General features: G+C 42.7%; 22 protein-coding genes. 12 read left to right on the top strand and 10 right to left on the bottom strand.

What is annotated here, in order from left to right:
• The first annotated feature begins 9 nt into the window (after positions 1-9).
• From KRP56_03435 to KRP56_03425, 3 genes are all read left to right on the top strand, one after another.
• The gene (locus tag KRP56_03435) at positions 10-708 is read left to right on the top strand and encodes a hypothetical protein (protein UAL08308.1); all 699 of its coding nucleotides are present in this window, start codon (positions 10-12) and stop codon (positions 706-708) included.
• A gap of 43 nt (positions 709-751) precedes the next feature.
• Positions 752-1,177, top strand: a complete 426-nt coding sequence (locus KRP56_03430) for a hypothetical protein (protein UAL08307.1) — start codon at positions 752-754, stop codon at positions 1,175-1,177.
• Positions 1,178-1,239: 62 nt separating this feature from the next.
• Entirely contained in the window at positions 1,240-1,797 is a 558-nt protein-coding gene (locus tag KRP56_03425) for a hypothetical protein (GenBank protein UAL08306.1), read from the top strand.
• 77 nt (positions 1,798-1,874) lie between these two features.
• Here KRP56_03425 and KRP56_03420 read toward each other — a convergent pair whose 3' ends face one another.
• Positions 1,875-2,354 (bottom strand): hypothetical protein, encoded by a 480-nt coding sequence (locus tag KRP56_03420; protein ID UAL08305.1) that lies wholly within the window; start codon positions 2,352-2,354, stop codon positions 1,875-1,877.
• A gap of 4 nt (positions 2,355-2,358) precedes the next feature.
• Positions 2,359-2,787: a PaaI family thioesterase gene (locus KRP56_03415; protein ID UAL08304.1), complete on the bottom strand. Its 429-nt coding sequence runs from the start codon at positions 2,785-2,787 to the stop codon at positions 2,359-2,361.
• A 68-nt stretch (positions 2,788-2,855) separates the two neighbouring features.
• Between KRP56_03415 and xseA the strand changes: the two genes are divergently transcribed.
• Both xseA and xseB read left to right on the top strand, forming a co-directional pair.
• Positions 2,856-4,127: an exodeoxyribonuclease VII large subunit gene (xseA, locus tag KRP56_03410; GenBank protein UAL08303.1), complete on the top strand. Its 1,272-nt coding sequence runs from the start codon at positions 2,856-2,858 to the stop codon at positions 4,125-4,127.
• Positions 4,114-4,347 carry an exodeoxyribonuclease VII small subunit gene (xseB, locus tag KRP56_03405; protein ID UAL08302.1) on the top strand — a complete coding sequence of 78 codons (234 nt, stop codon included), beginning with the start codon at positions 4,114-4,116 and terminating at the stop codon, positions 4,345-4,347. Before xseA ends, xseB begins: the two co-directional genes overlap by 14 nt.
• On the opposite strand, the gene KRP56_03400 is transcribed toward xseB, so the two are convergent.
• Both KRP56_03400 and KRP56_03395 read right to left on the bottom strand, forming a co-directional pair.
• Positions 4,337-5,149 (bottom strand): DUF4435 domain-containing protein, encoded by an 813-nt coding sequence (locus KRP56_03400; GenBank protein UAL08446.1) that lies wholly within the window; start codon positions 5,147-5,149, stop codon positions 4,337-4,339. The genes xseB and KRP56_03400 overlap by 11 nt on opposite strands.
• A 44-nt stretch (positions 5,150-5,193) precedes the next feature.
• Entirely contained in the window at positions 5,194-6,225 is a 1,032-nt protein-coding gene (locus KRP56_03395; protein ID UAL08445.1) for an ATP-binding protein, read from the bottom strand.
• Positions 6,226-6,306: 81 nt separating this feature from the next.
• Between KRP56_03395 and KRP56_03390 the strand changes: the two genes are divergently transcribed.
• The gene (locus KRP56_03390; protein ID UAL08301.1) at positions 6,307-7,146 is read left to right on the top strand and encodes a tetratricopeptide repeat protein; all 840 of its coding nucleotides are present in this window, start codon (positions 6,307-6,309) and stop codon (positions 7,144-7,146) included.
• Here KRP56_03390 and KRP56_03385 read toward each other — a convergent pair whose 3' ends face one another.
• The 3 genes from KRP56_03385 to nadA form a co-directional block, all read right to left on the bottom strand.
• On the bottom strand, positions 7,147-8,715 hold the full coding sequence (locus KRP56_03385; GenBank protein UAL08300.1) for a TrkH family potassium uptake protein: 1,569 nt from the start codon (positions 8,713-8,715) through the stop codon (positions 7,147-7,149).
• 2 nt (positions 8,716-8,717) lie between these two features.
• Positions 8,718-10,070 (bottom strand): Trk system potassium transporter TrkA, encoded by a 1,353-nt coding sequence (trkA, locus tag KRP56_03380; GenBank protein ID UAL08299.1) that lies wholly within the window; start codon positions 10,068-10,070, stop codon positions 8,718-8,720.
• Positions 10,071-10,158: 88 nt separating this feature from the next.
• A complete protein-coding gene (gene nadA / locus KRP56_03375) occupies positions 10,159-11,061 on the bottom strand; it encodes a quinolinate synthase NadA (protein UAL08298.1) in 903 nt (300 codons plus the stop codon).
• A gap of 47 nt (positions 11,062-11,108) precedes the next feature.
• On the opposite strand from nadA, the gene KRP56_03370 reads away from it, so the two are divergent.
• Genes KRP56_03370 through KRP56_03360 form a run of 3 tightly spaced genes read left to right on the top strand, consistent with a single transcriptional unit; the run spans position 11,109 to position 13,203 of the window.
• Positions 11,109-11,495, top strand: coding sequence for a dihydroneopterin aldolase family protein (locus KRP56_03370; GenBank protein UAL08444.1), 387 nt, complete (start codon positions 11,109-11,111; stop codon positions 11,493-11,495).
• A 53-nt stretch (positions 11,496-11,548) separates the two neighbouring features.
• Positions 11,549-12,091, top strand: coding sequence for an NTPase (locus KRP56_03365; GenBank protein ID UAL08443.1), 543 nt, complete (start codon positions 11,549-11,551; stop codon positions 12,089-12,091).
• Entirely contained in the window at positions 12,091-13,203 is a 1,113-nt protein-coding gene (locus KRP56_03360) for a tRNA (guanine(26)-N(2))-dimethyltransferase (protein ID UAL08297.1), read from the top strand. The genes KRP56_03365 and KRP56_03360 overlap by 1 nt, the downstream gene beginning before the upstream one ends.
• A 111-nt stretch (positions 13,204-13,314) precedes the next feature.
• Here KRP56_03360 and KRP56_03355 read toward each other — a convergent pair whose 3' ends face one another.
• Entirely contained in the window at positions 13,315-14,310 is a 996-nt protein-coding gene (locus KRP56_03355) for a cation diffusion facilitator family transporter (protein UAL08296.1), read from the bottom strand.
• A 251-nt stretch (positions 14,311-14,561) separates the two neighbouring features.
• Here KRP56_03355 and KRP56_03350 point away from each other — a divergent pair, with 251 nt between their 5' ends.
• The gene (locus KRP56_03350; protein UAL08295.1) at positions 14,562-15,869 is read left to right on the top strand and encodes an adenylosuccinate synthase; all 1,308 of its coding nucleotides are present in this window, start codon (positions 14,562-14,564) and stop codon (positions 15,867-15,869) included.
• Between the two features lie 38 nt (positions 15,870-15,907).
• On the opposite strand, the gene KRP56_03345 is transcribed toward KRP56_03350, so the two are convergent.
• Together KRP56_03345 and KRP56_03340 are read right to left on the bottom strand one after the other, a co-directional pair.
• Positions 15,908-17,437 carry a nitrite/sulfite reductase gene (locus KRP56_03345; protein UAL08294.1) on the bottom strand — a complete coding sequence of 510 codons (1,530 nt, stop codon included), beginning with the start codon at positions 17,435-17,437 and terminating at the stop codon, positions 15,908-15,910.
• Complete coding sequence (locus tag KRP56_03340; protein ID UAL08293.1) at positions 17,415-18,692, bottom strand: UbiD family decarboxylase; 1,278 nt, start codon at positions 18,690-18,692, stop codon at positions 17,415-17,417. The genes KRP56_03345 and KRP56_03340 overlap by 23 nt, the downstream gene beginning before the upstream one ends.
• A 166-nt stretch (positions 18,693-18,858) precedes the next feature.
• On the opposite strand from KRP56_03340, the gene KRP56_03335 reads away from it, so the two are divergent.
• On the top strand, positions 18,859-19,335 hold the full coding sequence (locus KRP56_03335) for a tryptophan-rich sensory protein (protein UAL08292.1): 477 nt from the start codon (positions 18,859-18,861) through the stop codon (positions 19,333-19,335).
• A 171-nt stretch (positions 19,336-19,506) separates the two neighbouring features.
• Positions 19,507-21,192, top strand: a complete 1,686-nt coding sequence (locus tag KRP56_03330) for a glutamate--tRNA ligase (GenBank protein UAL08291.1) — start codon at positions 19,507-19,509, stop codon at positions 21,190-21,192.
• Positions 21,193-21,228 lie beyond the last annotated feature (36 nt).

Raw genomic sequence — 21,228 nt, 5'->3', positions numbered from 1 at the left:
CAACCATACATGAAGCACCATGATTTCGGAACGGATGGGATGCATGAACCCCAAAGACATGTCTTGGGTAATAGCTATTGGAATGGCGTATTTGATCTTCCATCGGACAACACCGTCCTGGATCTGAATGACTGCACAAGATTTGCCTCGAAGACATCAGATAAAAACTCCCTGTTTGATACGATATCCCTACTATCGAAGACTGAGGGGATAACTTCGGTAAGAAAACTTGACGATCTATTGATGCGCGATATAATCAATGAAGAGATGAAGGTCCATCTTGCAGGAGGGATGTTATATGACAACCGTGCGTTAGATGAATGCTGTGTTAGAAATACCGCGATATGTGTATTCTGCGATGGTTTCATTGAAGAACAGACCGAAATATCCATGATCATGATGGATAACTACGGCAATATAACAGGAAATGATGTTCCCAAATGCAAAGAAGCAGAATACAGAGCGAGAAGTGATGTTATTTGGCTCTCTGACAATTTCGTGCTATATGCCAAAGCCGTACAGAGGTCTGAATCCAGATTGGTTATGATGCCTCGCAGATTCAGATCATTGGAAAATATGAACGGGGTATCAAATGCGATTTGTTTTTATCCCTCGTTGACAACAGACATCATGCTGAAAAAAAGATTCATGGACGAATATGACCCAAAACTATGCTCACTGATAGTAGGATTCGATATTGTACAATGAATCATAACGGAAAACTTATACCAAACGTCCGTAATACCCTCCTATGGCCAAGAGACCATTATTGATCACCATCATAGGCATACTTTTCTTTATTGTGGCGATAGCATTGTTGATCACGGCCATAGGTTGTCTTGTTCCAGACATTGCGAAACAAATAGCACAAGAACTTATCGATCAAGGCGTCCTTTCAAGTGGAACGACCCTCGATGAAGCGATATCGTATGTGCACAGTATGAGCATAATTGTATTCGTAATAGCATTCGCAACAGCATTCATAGGATTCGGTTTCTTCAAAGGATGGGCATTCATCTGGTACATATCACTGATCTTCTTCGGACTTTTGGTACTTGCATCGATAATAAGCCTCATAGACATCAAACAATGGACCGCTGGAATTACTATGGTTATCGGGATCGTTGTGATATACTATCTTTTCCGTCCTAGCGTTAAGGAATTTTTCGACATATGAATTTTGCAGATGAGCCTTCGTTCTCCCAAACATTTATACATCCACTGCATTGACCTTGAATCATGACAGACGACGTCTATGTTGTTCAGGCAGTCACAACGGGTCCGAATGGTTATCCTTATGACGAAATAATAGACATTGCTATCTGCAAAGCAGATCTTGATGATATGAACTACGAGCTCGTATACAGCGGTCTTGTATTCTATGATCCAAAGGATCTGGGAAAAAAGAAATTGGACTATCTTTCCGAACACTTTAGAATGACGCCTGAGACCATATATTCCGGAGGATCAGAGAAAAAGATCTCCAATGATATCCTCGAGATCATCAAAGGGCATAACGTCACATGTTACGATATCAGACAAGAATTCGGACGGTACATGATCTGTGCACCATGGGACATCACTTATCAGACCACGATAATGCCGTCGATCTCATCCAGGATGCCTATCAGCCTCAAATGTAAAGAACCAGCCGATGAAGCTGAGACCATATGCAAAGCATACCACAGAATTATGAGGAACGATCCTGCCAAAGTAAGAAGGAACAGACGCGCAGAGGACCTTGCAAAAATGTCGACCCATCTCATGTTCCATATGAGGGAGAAAGGAAAATATTGAAGGATCGAAAGTTGGTCAGCATCAAAAAAAGAACATCATGATGATGCCGACCATTCTCTCAGATCCGTGGATGTGTTTCACAATTTTATGATCTTAAATACTGATCCGAATGCAGCATCAAGGACAGATGCCAATGCTGCAGATAGATACAGCAATGTCAAAATTATATATGCGACTATTCTGAAGATGCCTATGAACAATCCTGTGGTCCAAACTCCCATTATCAGGAATACTGAAGGAATGAAAAGTATCAAACCTACGATCAAGAAGAAATATCCAAGATGATTCCTGTATTCGCGATATATCTGCGCCAAGCCCAAAACTCCGAAGAAAGCAGGAATTATTGCAAGTATCAACATTAATTTCCTATTCTTCTTAATGATCTTCACACCTTCGTCGTGAACTTCCGTTTTTTCTCTGGTGATCTTACCGTCAATGAATTCGTCCTGCGACGAACTTTCAGTACCGTCTTCTCTAGGAAGATTCTTAAAGCATTTCGGACACGTGATACAGTTTGAAGGAACTGCAACTCCACAATATGGACAAAATCTGGTCATCCTTTCACCTGTTGATCTTAAATCCCGTACATGTAGCAGATACCCTGAGTTTACTGCCACTGTATACCCTTACGTCAAATATCTGCAATGATTTAGATTCATTTATAAGTCTAGCCTCAGACTCGACCTCATTATCAGTACACGGCCTATGATAGATTATATTGCAACATTGTCCCGTACCGTCTGTTTTCACATTGGCCGCTACGGCAAACGTATGATCTATCAAACCAAACAATGCGGCACCATGCACCCTTCCCATGCTATTCATATCGTCCTGGTGGATGGATTTCCTCATGCGTGTGCATTCAGGAGTAAGACTTACTAATTCAATTCCATTCGCAACTGCATAAGGCGCCTCACACATATCCAATATACGTGGAAGATATTCATGCAATTCAGGACTGACAATTTCCTTCAAGGTCTTCATGTCCATATCCCCTTGTATCCGTGACCTCATATTTTAGCCAAACGATAAATCGAAGGGCGCCATATGGCATGTCGATGGAAGAGACCATAACTGTCACGCAACTGAACACGCGCGTAAAGAACGTCATGACCAATGCGCCCGGTGTAACTGATGTATGGGTTACAGGTGAGATCTCCAATTTCAAACTTTATTCCTCGGGCCATTGTTATTTTACTCTGAAGGACAACGGCAGCGAGATACGTTGCGTTATGTTCAAATCCGCAAAGGCAAGGATCGATTTCGAACCTACTGACAACATGGAGGTCGCTGTTTACGGAAGTGTCGACATCTATGTCGAAAGGGGCTCTTATCAATTCATGGTCCAGACCATGAAACGCGGAGGGATCGGCAACCTTTATGCAGAACTTGAAAAACTGAAAAGGAAATTGGAGGCCGAAGGACTTTTCGAACAAAAAAGAAAGAGAAAACTTCCTATCTACCCCAAGGTCATCGGTGTGGTCACATCTCAATCCGGAGCTGTCATCCACGATATAATCACAACCTCTGGAAGAAGATTCCCTGCCGATATAATTCTTGCACCAGCAAAGGTACAAGGAGAAGGGGCCGCACAGTCGATAGCAGCGGGTATAGAATTACTTAACCGGATCGGCGTGGATGTTATTATCGTCGGAAGGGGAGGAGGTTCGATGGAGGATCTTTGGGCCTTCAATGAAGAAAAGACTGTTAGGGCCATAGCAGCCTCTAAAGTACCTACCATATCCGCTGTCGGTCATGAATCCGACTTCACTCTATCCGACCTTGTGGCGGATGTACGCGCTGCCACTCCGACCGCTGCTGCCGAAATAGCACTTAGGGATAAGATCGAGATAATGAATCAGCTCAACAACGATACCGTACGTCTCAACCGGGCACTCAGCTATAAGATAGAAAAAATGAGAAGCAGATTCAACAAGGTCGATTCCAAACTCTCACCGAAACGTGCAGAAGAGATGGTAGCCATGAAGAGCATGCGCTTAGATCATATATCCACAAGATTAGCTGGAGCGCTTAGAAACACTGTGGAGATGATGCGTAGAAGGTATGCCTTTGCTGAGATGAGATTAGAAAAGGTTCCTGAGAATCTGATACCTTCAAGGATCAGGACCTTGGAGAATCTCACTAACCGTTTAGAGGCCCTGGATCCGTACAATGTCCTCGGAAGAGGATACAGCATGGTGACCGATGAGAACGGTAAAGCACTAACATCGACAAGATCGGTGAAAAAAGGAAAGAACATAATCGTCCGTATGCGTGATGGATCCATAGACGCAGAGATTAAAGAAGTGAGACCAAATGACAAATGTTGAGAATATGAGTTTCGAAGAGAGCATTACAGCCTTGGAAGACATGGTAAAAAAGCTCGAGAATGGCGGATTAGACCTGGATGAAAGCCTCAAGACATACGAAGAGGCCATCGCATTAAGAGAACACTGTAAGAAGATACTCGAGGACAGCGATCGCAAAGTTCAAAAGATAATGGAAACCGCAAACGGTATTGTAAAAGAGAACTTAGAACTCAACGATTGAGCCAAAGAGGATTCTGTGTCTTCTTGCTCCATTCTGAAGTATCCTTGTACAATTCAGTATCTGCAAAATAATCATAAGAAAACGCCAATCTCAACGATCCGCCGATCTGGCCGCATTTCATCCCACTGCAATTATAGGAACCGAATACGTCCGAAAGTCCTATAGCTAACACTGCGACCGCATCGTGACCCCTTACGGCGAGCCATAGGTCCTCCAATGAATCCATATCCTTGATCAATTTTGCTAAAGCATCTTTTTTATTTATGTTTGGAGACCTTGACAAGGAAAATACTTCATCTATCATCTTGTAGTAATCATTCTCAAGAGTGCGCTTGTTTATGAAATATCTGTAATCCAGATCTTTAAAACATAGTCCGAGCCCATCCCGCTGCGATATGAACATGAGCATACCGATCGGGGCAGTAGCTTTTGCGATCACATCCTTAACGACTCCGAATTTATCCTCAAATTTCTTCAACTGTCCGGCGTCAGCGTACTCTATTAGAAGATCGTCCAAAGCTCGAGTGCAAAGGATCATACTTTCCAGGTCACGATGGTCGGTTGTGAATATCGGAGCCCTGTATTCCCATCCGTTCAAACGGTCGAGATCCGGATCCACTATACCGATTATCTTAAGATCTCCTCTGTTGGTCCTACACTCCATTACAGAATGCCTGACATTTTCCTTGGAATATGCTATGGCGACATTGACATCTTCTTTCTTTATGAATTTACCATAGAGTCTACTATCGGTCACGCCCTCAACTACAACAAAAGTACCTTTGAATGTGGACCTCAACATCGAGATCTCATTGGCCACATCCGAAGCGGTCATATTCTCTATCATTATTCCACTTTCAGTTCCACAGCGAGATTCCAATTGTCATGAATAATCTGTGGCGAATGCGTCGCCACTATTATGTGCAATGTTCTTAGCTTGGCAACATCCATGAATATCTTTCCGATCTGCTGTTGCCATGATATATGAAGTGATATCTCCGGTTCATCGATTATCGCAAGCGACCCTACATCTGTCTCGAATAAAAGACGATAGAATATGACGAGTATCTGTTTCTCTCCGGAAGAGAGCTTGCATATCGGAAGAGTGGTCCCATTGTCCATCTTAGCTGTGAGGGCCCCTGTCTCATTTACATAAATGACCTTGTTAACAAAAATACTGTTCACTATGTCCATGTATACGACTATCGATTCTGCAAGCGAATGATATTTTTCCACATAATCATTCACAGAATATGCCAAATTAGTATAATCCTCACGATATTCCATGATCTCGAATCTTGAAGGGGGGAACCTATAACTTGGTGGCATATCTGGCTCAAATCCAGCCTGCTTTATGAACTCCAATTTGGCCTTCATGTCCTTACACCAGAATTCCAGTTCACTGTCTGATAATTCTGACTTATGCTTTCTTGGTTGATCGGTCAGTTGACAATGTTCTCCTGCTTCCTTCATCTTTACCGCCAAGCATTCGAGATAATAATCCAATGCAGGCACAAGATGTCCGTCCTTGGAGATGGTCATCCTATCTGGTGACATATATGTAACCTTCAAGATCTTCTTTAGGTCCTCGGCTGCGAGTTCTTCCTCTACCTCATTCCTTTGTATCTGAATATGGAGATCATCCTTATTGTTCTCCACAAAGAGGACCGTTTCGTCATCGAACACCAAGTCCAATCTATCAAAAGGTGTTTCAAAAACTTCTTCAAGCTCACCGCTCAACACATTGTATATAAGTCTCATCAACGTGGATTTTCCGAATCCATTCTGAGAATGAACGAATGTTACATAGTTATCACTCAAATCAACGCTGTAATCGTATTCATCGAACAATCCGTACACCTTTATCGATTTGAGCATCATGAGCGATGTGTGATTGCTGTGAAGATATACATAGCTTTCAACTGAAACTTTATTTTAGAAGAGCATATAGGCGTTATCATGAACAGGGACCAGGCCTTCAAGGAGATCCAAAAGAACATTGGTGTCGGCAACAAGGACGCAGTTGGACAGCAGATCATGCTTATTGCATCAAATTCCCATGATGATCCGATGACACTTTTGACATGTGCCTCACTTCTAAAGGTCGTAGAAGAAGATGAGAAGGTCGATGAGGTTGTTAACATCATCATGAACAACTTGCCCTCCAATGAGACTTCGAAGATCGAGATCGTCAAAGGTCTAAAGGGGATCGGACGTTTCAAAGAAGCAGCAAAGATCCTTGAGAACCTTGCCATATGTGACGATATCCAAAGAGAACGCATGTCTGTACGTTACGGGCTGGGTGATTACTCTGGATCGGTAGAATCGTATAATTTGATCCAAGAACCTACTTTGGATGACGAAATAGTGATGATCGATGCGCTCTGTTCAATGAAAGAATTCAAGATCGCCAACGATGAGAGCATCAGACTTCTGAATGAAGCTCCGTCAGACTACTATGTCCAGAGATGCCACTGCTCCGTTCTTCTAAGATGGGGACACGAGAAAGAAGCAGAATCTTTTGTCAAAGAGATCTTAAAGAATGATAAAAGCTCAGCAAATACCAATGCCTTAGCAGCGTATTTCATGTGGATGAACGGAAAGATCTCCGCTGCTGGTGCATATGCTACCAAAGCTGTCAAGACCGACCCCAAAAACATAGGTGCGATGGAAACCCTAGCGTTCTGTCTTATTGAAAAGGGAAAAATCAACGAAGCAAAGATAATCGCAGGAGCTATAAACGAACAGACCCCTGGACACCAAGCGGTCGTCCGTATATTGGACATGTGCAGACAGTGATCACTGTCTCTTTCTTCTATATGCACTGTCGAAGAATTGCCTTCTGTTCTCCGAATGTTTGTTAGAATTCGTATTGAGAATTATGTCACCCCAGAATGCTCTGGTGAATAATATCAATACCATGAATACTTCGAGACGTCCTATCCACATCACTGCAGCCATGACTAATTTCGTGAATACAGATAGATTTACAAGGGATCCTGCAGGACCAAATTGTCCTAATCCCGCTCCAACATTACCTAGGCTTGGAATACAAAGTCCCAAACACTCCATCATATCGATATCTGGTTCGGCCAATGCGATCAAGGTGGTTCCCACAGCAGCAACAATCAAAAAAGATACTGTGATCACAATAGCAGACATCAGAGCATCGCTGTCCACAGTACGGCCATCTAACTTAACATCCCTTATTGCATGAGGATGTAACATCTTGTAAAATCCGTAGGAAATGTATGATTTTAAGATGATCATCCTGTAGACTTTCACACCTCCTGTCGTGGATCCAGACATAGCACCTATGAATCCTACAAACAATAAAAGACAGGATGCTGCAGCAGGCCAAACAGAATAATCGTATATCGTATACCCTGTGGCAGTCCCGAACGAGACTACTGTAAATGTCGCATACCAGAAATTATCATCTACATTACCAGATATTTTGCCCTCATCGATTATTATTGCTAACAATACCAAGAATATGGCAATGACAAACCATAAAAATGTCCAAACGAATTCTTGACTTCTAACATAGGCTTTGTAGTCACGCCTATACAGAGTTCTATAGTGCAGATAGAAATTTGTTCCACCAAGGAACATGAATATCACAACGATTAATTGAACCGTGAAAGAATATGAAGCGAGACTGTCTGCTTTCACCATGAACCCTCCTGTAGATAAGCAAGACATCATCATGCAGGTTGATTCGAACAAATTGACACCTGCAGCCATTAACAGAATTACTTCCATCAACGAGAACAGTATGTAAATGTAGATGAAACTCATCGCAACGCTTCTCATTCTCACAGAATAATTCTCCATATCTGTGCCTGTAAATTCATTATTGATGAACGCACGACCGCCAATCCCCATCATAGGCAAAATAAACATGAACACTAGAACTACAGATACACCGCCCACCCATTGAGAGAATGATCTCCAAAAAAGCATGCTCTTAGGCAATTCTTCCACGTTGGGAACAATAGAAAAACCAGTGGTAGTGAATCCGCTCACTGATTCAAATATGGCATCATACCACGCAAAACCATATATGTAAAAAGGAACAGCTATGACAAAAAATGCAATGAACCATGCCACCGTCATCATCAATATGCTGACAGAAGGTGACATTTTATTGTCTTTAGAAAACAACAGATACTGAAGACTTCCTGCTATCATCAGCGGTGGTACGAGTATAAAAAAATAGGATGCGTCCTCGCCATAGATCAACGCAACAATTGTGGGGATTAGAAGCATCACTCCGAGAGTGAATTCCACAGCACCCATTATCTTGATGGTGCTGTTCTTCCATCTTTCCATATGGTTCAAGCGCAGTCTTACCGCATCGAACATTCTTACAACTCCACAGGGGTCTCATGTCCCATAAATTTGACAAGTTTTGCCGCATTAGCATTATGGGCAAAGATCATTACCTTGTCCCCGTCGAGAAATATAGTATTCATCTTAGGATAAATGATCTTGTTTTTCCTAATTATTGCAACGATACGAATGCCATCTGGTATCTTGATATCACCATAACAACGATTGACCATCTTAGATTTACCATCTATCGTAGCTCCAAAGAAATATTCATCTTCACGATCCAATACAAGTATGGCGTTCTCGTCGTAGATCAGATTCTTCATGACCTCGTTGGAAATCACACGGTGATACCCAATGATGGACTCTATACCTGTATACTTGAATATCTCCTCATATTCTGCCGTGGAATACTTTGTAATTATCTTCCTCGTACCGAATTTCAATCCTGCCATGCATGCGAGTAGATTGCGCTCATCGTTAGGTGATACACTGATTATCACATCTGCCCTGTCTATATTCTCGCCCCTCATGATCTGAGGGTCTGCAATATCGGCATTCACAACAAGCACATCGTTGAGTATCCGAGCAGCTGTTCTGCAACTTATCTCGTTTCTATCAATGATCTTTATGTATTTCCTCTTTCCAGATGCCATTAGAGCCTTTGCTATCGAGATACCCGTTACTGTGGCTCCTATGATAACAAACTCCTTGGCCTCTCTCTTCACACCCATTAGTTTATTGAAGGATTCAACGGCCTCGGGTGTACCTAGCATGCATATCCTATCATCAACATGGACCTGAGCTGTTTCCGTTTTTATTATTGTGTTATCACCACGATAAATGGCAACAATGGAGCAATTATCAGGCATATTGATATCCATAACGACCTTTCCAACAAGTTCGTGCTCATTCTCGACCTTGAATGTAACAAGAGCTGCACCTTTACTCTCGATATAGTCGTATTGAATAACATTCTCCAAAGAAGCGATCTTACTGATCTTATCTGACATTATCTGCTCAGGGGAAATGAACATATCAATGCCCTCAAACCCTTCAGCCACTGTCTTGATCTCATAATCGGGGTCTCTGAGGCATGCGATCGTCTTTATGGACGGTTTATAACGTTTGGCAATCATCCCTATGAACAGATTCAGACCATCGTCCGGAAGTGCCGAGAATATTATGTCTGCATCCGTTCTGCCTATGGCGGACCTTAAAACTTTTGGATTGCTTCCATCCTCATGAAGCACTGAAACATTGAGAAGACTCTTAATGTTGTCCGCTTTGACCGAATCCTTTTCGATCACCAGGACCTCATGCACTTTACAGAGGGCCTCGGCAGAGGTGTATCCAACATTTCCGCCTCCAACAATGATTACCTTCATGAATGCACGCCTTCTTTTCCTGAGAACACATACGCGTTATAAGATTTTACCGTCTAAAACAGGAATGTGTCTATCTTAAAAAAAATCTTCATTCGAGTATATCTGTCATTCTTTTGACGGGAACGTATGCTTTCCTGATTACCTCATCTGGAAGAACTACCTCGTTACATTCTTCTTCCAAAACACGAAGTATCGACTCGGGCTCTATCATCTTCATGGTCATGCAGACAGCTTGAACAGTGAAATAAAATTTCTTTCCAGGACATGCTTTCTCAAGCCTGTGTCTCATCCCAACCTCCGTCAATATGATGAACTCCGTTGCATCCATTTCTTTGGCCTCACTTAGGATCTTCTCTGTAGAACCAATGGAATCTGCTAATGCCAGTACCTCCATCCTACATTCAGGATGCGCCAGTACTTTAGCCTCAGGATGTTTGGTCTTAAGGTCATTTACCTGCTTGACAGTGATGCACTGATGAACTGGACAAAACCCATCCCAAAGAACTATTTCTTTATCCACTTTTGACTTGACATAAGCACCAAGATTCATATCTGGAACAAACACCACTTTATCATTGTCCAATGATTTTACCACGTTAAGTGCGTTCGATGATGTGCAACACACATCCATCTCGGTCTTTGACTCTGCAGTGGTATTGACATATCCAACTATGGAGTGCAAAGGATAGGTCTTCCTTATCTGCCTTATCTGATCGGCACTGCACATGGACGCCATTGCGCATTTTGCCTCCGGCTCAGGAAGAAGTACTTTCTTATTCGGACTCAGTATCTTTGCTGTCTCTCCCATAAAGGAAACACCGCAGAACACGATTATGTCTGCGTCCGTCTTAGAGGCCTTTATGGAAAGACCCAGAGAATCGCCTACAAAATCAGCCAGATCCTGCACGTCCGCAGAAGTATAATTGTGAGCCAATATAACTGCATTCTTTTCCCGTTTGAGTTGTTGAATGCGGTCTGTTACAGATGACATTAATGTCTGTATAGCACACATTCTTTAAATCTTACGCTTGCCTACCCCTGAATATGGAAAGGGAGACTCGTGCAGCAAAAATGTTCAACTGCACTGTCAAAGAACGTGCGCTCTTCGAAGCAGGCATAAAAATGGGGACAATATACCATCAGTTTGTAGGTGTTCCCGTAAATTCTAACAATGTTGAAACTTTGGAACGGTCCATCGAAAGCGGCGTATTGATACAACCCTACGTAGAAAGTGTCAAAGTAAGAATAGATAAGAGCACATTGACACCGAAAAAGGATGAATATTCCTATCGTTCACTTACTGGAGAGATGCTGGATGTCATTCTTAGAATAAAAATCGATAATGTTTTGGTCACGGCTGAAATGCGTTTCGACAAAGAATTGAATTATCCTTTGATGTATATTTCAAATATCCAGACAAATTGATTTATAGTCTTAACGAGATACAGGAACGCACACTTCGTTCAAGCGATACTATGATTGGCGACATTAAGATAGGCATCACGGGACTCCCCGGTTCAGGAAAGACGTATACGTTACTTCGTGTAATCGATATGCTCAAGGAGGAAGAACTGACCATAGGTGGAATGATCGATGAACCTATCTCTGACGGCAGACATAAAACTGGATTCACTGTTAAGAACATATTGACAGGGGAATCGCAGATATTCGCAAGTCAAGAGATCGAAAGCAAGATCATGATCGGAAAAATCGGTGTGGACCTATCTAAATTCGAAGAGGTAAGCATCACGGCCATCAAAGACGCATGTGAAAAATGCGATGTAATTGTCATTGATGAGGTCGGGAAGGTAGAGGTCGAAAGCCAAGCCTTCATCGACGCCGTAAAAGACGCACTCGATATTAACAAACCTATGATCCTTACTTTACACAAAAAATCAAGAAACCCACTTTTACAGGATATCAGAAGAAGAGATGATGTCAGGATTTTGGAAGTAACTCCTACCAATAGGAACCTTTTACCATACAAGATCATTCGTCTCATGAACGGTGAAAATGTCTGATGATACAAACAACGATCCGTGAGGGTCCTACCACAATCATTGTGCCAGAAGATCATTCTATGCACGGTCCAGGCACAAAAAATGGAAATGTGTTCTTTAATGAACAAATGGCATTCAATAGAGATGTCAGCATAATGTTCTTGCGCTCTTTAAAGAGAGAGAACATCACAATATGCGATGCGATGACAGCTACAGGCTCCAGAGCAGTTCGTATAGCAAATGAAGTGCCTGGCACAATAGTTACTGCAAACGATATAAATCCTGATGCGATCCATTTCATCAATTCCAATATCTCGATCAATGGACTTTCCAATTGCAGGGCCTCTAACAGGAATATGCATTCATTATTGGCCGAGGAATCATTTGACTATGTGGACCTGGACCCTTTCGGTTCTCCTGTACCTTATATTCAATCTGCCATAATTGGCTGTAAAAAAAAGGGTATCCTTGCAATAACCGCCACGGATACCGCACCACTTGCCGGGGCACATGCTGTCAAATGCAGAAGAAGATATCAATCCGAACCTATCAGAGGATACATGTGCCACGAGGGAGGATTGCGCATTCTTATGTGCACGATAGCCAAGGAACTTGCCAAATTCGACCGTGGAATGAAACCGCTGTTATCTTTCTATGCCGACCACTACTTTAGGACGTACGTACAAGTATTGGAAGGAGCGGAAGCAGCGGACAAAACATTGGAACAGCTTGGTTATATGGAGTACGACGCCTCAACGCTGAAGAGATCCATATCTCACACTTATGACAATGAACATAAATTTGGACCGTTTTGGCTTGGTCCACTTCATGATCATGAGATCCTATACGGTATGTCCCCTGAGAATACGGCAACCGAAAAAAGATGTACAAAAACATTAGACATTTGGAGAAATGAACTTAACGAAGTATTCCTGTATGATCTTAGCGAACTATCATCGCATATCAAATTGTCACCTCCGAAACTAGAGGACATGATAGCTGCATTGAACGAACATGGCCACGCGTGCAAAACTCATATATGCCCTACATCATTCAAGACGGACCTCTCGACGGAAGATGTTATTTCGATATATACTTCTATAAGTCCAGAAACCCTTCGCCCAACGAAATAAATCCAATTCTCTGAATATTCGAATGCTTCAAGGGTACACTTATTTTGAGCCCGCAACACCGATTTTTATGAACAGCAACCTTCCTAAGTTCTGTCCTTTGAAATCAGCATATCATGCATCTTTATGATTGTCCTCTTCGAAAGTCATGCTCTCGATCTGTTTCCGCTGACTCATGACACAGGCAAGCGATTCAGCCTCCACGAATATACGGGTCGTTTGCGGGAACTCCTTTTTGATCATGATCTCTATACGATCTATCGCATCGATTACCCCGCACAGATCGCATGTCTCTTTGAAAGTCACATCTATGCTCACAAGCAGACTGTATGGGCCGAAATAGTTCGTTAGAACAAGACCGCACTCAGAAACATCAGGATCTGCATTGACGATCTCCCCTACCCGACGGACCTCTCTTGGGGTCATACCTTCTCCCACTAGAAGCCCCATACTTTCACGCATTATTATGGCCGCTACGACAATGAGCACGACACCGATCAAAACTGATGCAGCACCATCAAAGAATGGATTGTGAAGCGTGTGACCAAGGAAAGTGGCCACCAATGCAATTATCAATCCTATCTCCGCAGCAGAATCCTCCAACAATACTGTATAGATACTGGGATCCTTGGATTCATGTATGTACTCCATCGTCTTCATGCCGGTCCCTTTACGAGAACGGTTGAAATGTCTGATTGCGATAAAGAGAGAAGCCCCCTCTAGTATCATTGCCACAGCAAGTATGATGTAATTCAGAGTTGGATCGCCCAATTCATGAGTGCCATTCGAAGCCTCCACGAGTGCCTCATATCCTTGGGAAATTGCTAAACCTCCTCCAACGGAAAATATCAGTATTGAAACGACAAGTGTCCAGAAATAAAGTTCCTTCCCATAACCGAATGGATGATCACGATCAGATTTTTTATTTGAACGTTTTATTCCCAAAAGAACAAGCAATCCATTTCCAGAATCAACAAACGAATGAATACCTTCTGAGACCATTGCTGACGAACCGGTAATGCCCGCCGCGATGAATTTCACTATTCCTATCAGGATGTTAGCGATAATAGCTGAGATGATAGTTAACTTGGATTCGCCTTCGTTTGTCATTTATTGCCCCGCCTCACTGTGAGTTGACCCATTCATATAATTCTGATGAACTTAGAACAGAGTTATAGTATATCTAACCACAAGTCAAAGTGACGTGATCCTAGAACTGTGTTTTGACCAAAGATCGAATCTAAATGAAGAATCATATTGCAAGAATACAGAAAATTAGGTCCATGAAACCTTCCACACGATTTTAGACAGAGCCATAAATTTTATAGATGATAACGAGCTGATGAGGGATAGGTAAAATAATGCCGAGTCTTGCAATCATTGGTGCCCAGTGGGGCGACGAAGGTAAAGGGAAAATTACTGATTATCTTGATGAGAACGCGGATCTCATCGTTCGTTTTCAAGGAGGCAACAACGCCGGACACACCATTGTCGTCGGTGACAAGGTTTTCAAACTCCACGGACTCCCTTCAGGTGTCGTAAGACCTGGTAAGACTGCCGTCATCGGAAACGGTGTGGTCGTCAATATGGACGAACTGATTGAAGAGATCGATCAAGTAAAGAAGAATGGGGGTTCCATTGAAGGCCTGAAGATCTCCGACAGGGCCCATCTCATAATGGGATACCACAAGAAACTTGACGGTGCTGAAGAAAAATATCGTGGAAAGAATGTTGTTGGAACAACAAAGAAAGGCATCGGACCTACATATCAGGACAAAATGGCAAGGATCGGTCTCAGGGTTGGAGACCTCATGGAAGAGGACACCCTGAAAGATAAAATATCATTCATACTCCCGTATAAAAAAGACCTTCTGGACATGCTCGACGCTGAACAGTGCAATTGCACAACAGAATCACTTTTTGAAAAAATGATGGAATGGAGGAAATTGATCGAGAAGAATATCTGCGATACCTCTGTACTGATCAATGATTCACTCGACAATGGTAAAAATGTTATGTTCGAAGGAGCTCAGGGAGCAATGCTCGATATTGACCATGGAACCTATCCATACGTGACATCTTCAGCAACATGCGGCGGTGGAATATGTACTGGAGCTGGTGTTGCACCTAACAGAATAGAAAAGGTCGTTGGATGCTTGAAAGCCTATACGACACGTGTGGGCGAGGGGCCATTTGTCACAGAACTTTCAGGAGAAGCAGAGAAAACCCTTCAGATCAAGGGCGGAGAATTCGGCGTCACCACCGGAAGAGGAAGAAGGTGCGGCTGGCTGGATCTTGTTGTCGCAGAGCATGCATCAAGAATGTGCGGATTCACCTCTCTTGCTGTAACAAAACTCGATGTCCTCAATGATTATGAGACATTACCTGTATGTATTGCTTACGAGATCGACGGAAAAACGGAAAAACATTTCCCTGCATCCATATCAAAACTCCAAAAAGCAAAGCCAGTATACAAAGAGATGAAAGGATGGAAATCCTGGAATGACACTGATTCGGTCGTTAAGAACGGATATGATGCACTTCCAAAAGAAATGAGGAACTATATTGCATTCATTGAAAAAGAACTCAAAATACCTGCGGACATCATAAGTATCGGACCAAAGAGAGATGAGACCATTGATCGCAGAAATGGCGATTGGTGGAATTGAAATATGATTTCAGAGGTGCCATTAATGCACCTCTTTCATCATTCTTTTACCAAGAACTCATTTGCAATATCCAAGAACCGTCTGTTATCGGACAAGTACCAAGATCTGAAATCTGTTCTACTGATGGCGACGGCCCTTCCAATCTTCTCCAAAAATATTGGTATTTTTGATTCTGGTATTTTTCCTATCGAATCGCCAAAACGCTCAATTCCCGCAATATGAGAGCCATTTACAAATACAAAGAATGCAGGAACTGATGCTCCTGTGGGGTCTTTTACAGATGTCCCCTGAAAGCCCATGGTACCTATCTGATGGGAAGCACAAGAAGAAGTGCATCCTGAGATCTGAACACGCGGGAGTATCCCATCCGCAAAATTATTTCTCCTCGACATCTCGATCAACTGATGAAGCAGACCGTTTGAATCTCTCAATCCTTGTTGACAAATGGTCGAGCCGATACAAGATACAGAGGTCTCAAAAAGATTGACTGCACCGTCATAAGTGATATCTACGATCTTCCGTGCCTCCTCAGAGTCGCAATTTATTATGTATAGGGTCTGTTCGGTAGATGTGCGAATTTCTACATCTGGCATATCATTGATGACATCGTAGATCTGCTTGAATCTCATTGGAACTGGATCTCCTCCAATAGCATGATATGCCACATAATACAGGCCCTCCTGTTTTTGTGGATGGATACGTGACATTGGGACGGAACAGACCTTTCCTTTCTTGGATATCACTTTTGAAGGAACATGTATTTCCAGACCTCCCTCGGAGATCGCCTTCTCTAATTCACCAAGATATGCCTCTCTGTAACCCTCCTCGCCGAGAGTCTCCTGCATATAACGGGTCCTTGCTTTCGACCTATTCTCATAATTCCCATATCTCACAAAAGTACAGATCATCGCCTTGATATGGTACAGAACATTGGAAGGCTCAACGTCTAGTGCCACACAGATTCCCATGCGCGGGTTGTTTCCAAGACCTCCCGCACTGTAAACATCGAACTTCCCATTCGATTTTGCCATGAATCCAAGGTCCCTGAAAGTTGCATGTACCTCGTTCTTCTTAGAATTGGAAAAACCGATCTTCAATTTCCTTGGTAATTTCAGATCGTCTAAAATTCCCAATACGTATCTTTCCGCTGCCTTAGCATAAGGCAATACATCGAAACATTCACCAATCTCTACACCGGAAAGCGGAGATGCCGTTACATTCCTTGGAAAATCCCCTCCTCCACCGAGAGTGATGATGCCGTGTTTAGCCGCCTCTTCGATTATCTTGCAGACCTGTTCTCCTTTAAGATTGTGTAATTGTATGGCCTGGCACGTAGTCTGATGAACGAGATCGATGTCGTACTTATCGATACAGTCCACTATGAACTTCAATCTGTCCTTCGTTATCTCTCCGCCCGCCATCCTAAGACGGACCATGCTGCTCTGCCCACCTTTTTGGGCATAACTTCCGAACTTACCAGATATTCTCTTGTATTCCTTTACATCTAGTTCCCCGCAGTAAAATTTCCATGTAGCTTCACGGAAATCATCTAATCTGATGTTCGTCAAGGGTCGCCTTCTTGAAAAGAGATCTGTCCGCATTCATGGGAATGGTTGCATCGAAACCTACTTTGTATGTAGTACTATCCGTACTTGGATCTAAAGAAGACCCAGCAGCTCCAGGTATCTTGATTATCCTATCGCCCTGCATCCTTGTGGCAACTGCCCATTCGACCTCACGGTCATTGAATATGTCTATGTCCTCATCGACAATGATCACATTCTTCATTGATGGATGTCCGGTAAATGCTGCCAATATTGCATTCACGCCATCCCCCTCCTTGTTCTTTGTAATGGAGACTATGCCGTTCAACCAACAGCATCCTCCCTCTGTGAGACGAACATTCTTGACACGTGGAACTGCTTGTCTCACGGTCTTGAATATCATCGGTTCTCTGGGAAGTCCCATAAGAAGGAAATGATCATATCCTCCAGGAAGGAGAATATGGAAACACGGGTCGGAATTGGTCCATATCTTGTCCACTTTTATAACAGGTTGATCTCTAATGCAATCATATGTTCCAGTTATATCCACGAATGGCCCTTCTTTGGTCGTTTGTAACGTTATCTTTCCTTCCATCACGTAGTCGCAAGCAGATGGGACAAGTATCCCGTTATCGCATCTTCCGACCTCAAGAGGTCCACCGTGACCTATATGATCCAAAGAAGAAGCCACCCTTAACTCATCGGACCCATAATCCATCGCAACAGCTGCTGACAACAATACCTCTGCCGGTGCACCGACACATATGGCAATGTTGAGTTCTTTACCGAGTTTCTTCGATTCGGTGAACATCGTAAAAAGATGTCTGGGAACTAGACGGACCGCAATATGGTCCTTGTCCATTATCATCATCCTGTGAAAAGATACGTTCCTTTTTCCGTCGAACTCCGCGATGATTATTCCTGCAGTTATGTAGCGTCCTCCGTCCTCTGGGAAATATTTAGGAATGGGAAGTTTCATAAGATCCAGATCCATCTTTTTTGTTTTGAATTCAGGATCTTTTATTTCCTTTGTATCCTTGGGATCGTCGATCGCATTCATTAGACTCTTGACGATATCTTCTGGTTTGATATTCAAAGCATCAGCTATCTTCTTCCTTGTGGAAAATACATTTCCAGCTGCCTTCTTTCCATTCAGATTTGTGAATAGGAATGTGGTCTCCTGGTCCCCCATGAGATATTTGGTGATCTTTCCTGAATCAGGGTCTATATTCTCTTCGACCTTGCGAACATCTCCATGAAGGGAGTTCCTTAGCGACATACTTCACCCGTAGGTAACGTACATTTATAATTATGGCTCAAAAACCAAATATTTAACACAACGAAAGATGCACAAATGATCAGACGACCGCCCATCCAGAACATTGATTTCAAAAACTTGCAAACCTATATATCCTGAGCATGTGAATTAGATACGGGTATGAAAATTGTCAGAGGTAAGAACAGTTAACTGGAAGCTATTAGCGATTTGTCTTATTGCATGTGTAGGGATAGGTACTATATCCGGTCTGTTAACAGCTAGCAGCGTTGACGTTTACAAGACGCTCAACCTTCCCGATCTCTCACCGCCGTCCATACTCTTTCCAATTGTCTGGACCATTCTATACATCCTAATGGGGATCTCACTTTATCTTGTGCTTCTGAAGAGGGATACCGATATTAGACTGCCTATTGCCATATTTGTTGCACAATTTGCCTTGAACTTCATCTGGTCGCCTATCTTCTTCACGTATGGAGAATACTTACTCGCTTTCATAATGATCGTCGTGATGTGGATACTGGTTCTCGCTATGATACTGACCTTCAGAAAGATAGACCCTATAGCAGGTTACCTTCAGATCCCTTATCTGGTTTGGCTCGTCATTGCAGGATATCTGAGTTACAGCGTGTACGTACTCAATTGATTGACCGAAGACACAAGTTGATTTGACACTACGGTCCTTAAAACGGTGCGTAATATCAGATAAGAAGAACAATACAAACTAGACCTCGACCTAGACGACAACAAGAGATCTAAGAGACCATTCCTGTTTCTTTTAGGCGAATGATAAATACAGGAATTCGAATGTCCAATCATGTCAGGGGAACCTATCGAAGATACGATAAGGAAATTCGCACTTCAGAACGCAATATTCTTCAAAGGAACTGCAAATCCTAAGGCAGTCATAGGTAAGATACTCGGAGGATTCCCTGAATACAGAAACAATTCTGCAGAAATTACTCAACTCATCGAATCGATTGTTTCAGACATCAATGCTATGGGACTGGATGCACAAACAGATGCCTTGAGAAAAATGGATTCGTCGCTTCTGGTCAAAGAAAAGAAAGAACGTGTTTATCAGCTGCCTGAATTAGACGATGCAAAAGATGGCAAGGTCGTAATGCGCATAGCACCTGGACCTTCTGGACCACTTCACATAGGCCATACAAGAGTTTCCATCCTGAATGACGAATACGTGAAAAGATATGATGGAAAACTCATAGCCAGATATGAAGATACCAATCCTGAGAAAATAGATCCTGAAGCCTATGATATGATCCCAGAGGATCTGGATTGGCTAGGCGTCAAAATCCACGAATCAGTCATACAATCGACAAGATTCGAAATTTATTACGATTACACAAGAAAACTTATCGAAATGGGAAAAGGATATGTTTGCACCTGTGAAGCGGAACACTGGAGAGAGCTCAAGGAAAGTGGCCTTCCATGCCCTTGTCATGATCTTCCTACAGAGATCCAGCTTGAAAGATATGACAAACTACTTGCGGGCGGATATGAAGAAGGAAAAGCTGTCGCTGTTATCAAAACAGATCTAAAACACCCCAATCCAGCGGTCAGGGATTTTGTAGCTCTAAGGATCGTGAATCATCCACATCCTTTGACCGGATCAAAATACTGTGCATACCCTATGATGAACCTGTCTGTCGCCATTGATGATCATCTGATGGGAATGACGCATGTTATCAGAGGAAAGGACCATCTTAACAACACAATAAGGCAGGAGTACATATTCGATTACTTTGGATGGAAGAAGCCTTTCTACTACCATTACGGATTGGTCAATATACCTGATACCGTGCTTAAGACCTCACTCATAAAACAAAGCATCCATGCAGGAGAATATACGGGATGGGATGATGTAAGGACAGGTACCGTCAGAGCACTTGAGAGAAGAGGCATTAGACCTGAGGCCATCAGAAGATATTGGGTAGAAAGCGGTATGAAATCCGTGGATATTCAATTCTCATGGGATAACCTCTACGGTATGAACAGAGACATCATCGACGACATCTCCAACAGATACTTCTTTGTTAACGATCCAGTCAGATATGACATCGAAGGCATTGATGCCATAATAGGCAAGGCTCCACTCCATCCTGATCATCCAGAAAGAGGAAGCAGGACATACAACATAGACGGAAGCAAGACCATATTCCTATCAGGAGAAGACTCGAAACTTTTCGCCGAATCTAAAAAACTGAGACTTAAAGATCTATGCAACATAGAATATGCCACACCTGCAAAATATATTGGTAATGATGTGTCCATACTCAAGCAAGGTTTCAAAGCTGTACAGTGGGTCGGCAGGGACAGCATAAAGACCAAGGTCCTTATGCCTGATGGAACCATATTAGAAGGATTGGCAGAAAAAGGACTTCTGGATGAGAAATCCGATTCAATACAATTCGAGAGAGTGGGATTCGTCAAGATCGAGGACAAGAATCCAAAGACGATCACTGCTGTATTCACACAACGCTGAAAATCTAGATCATACTCTCATAGGGTCTATTTGACC

It is taken from the genome of Candidatus Methanogranum gryphiswaldense (assembly GCA_019262145.1).
Lineage (GTDB): Archaea > Thermoplasmatota > Thermoplasmata > Methanomassiliicoccales > Methanomethylophilaceae > Methanogranum > Methanogranum gryphiswaldense.
This window is presented reverse-complemented; position numbering and strand designations above follow the sequence as displayed.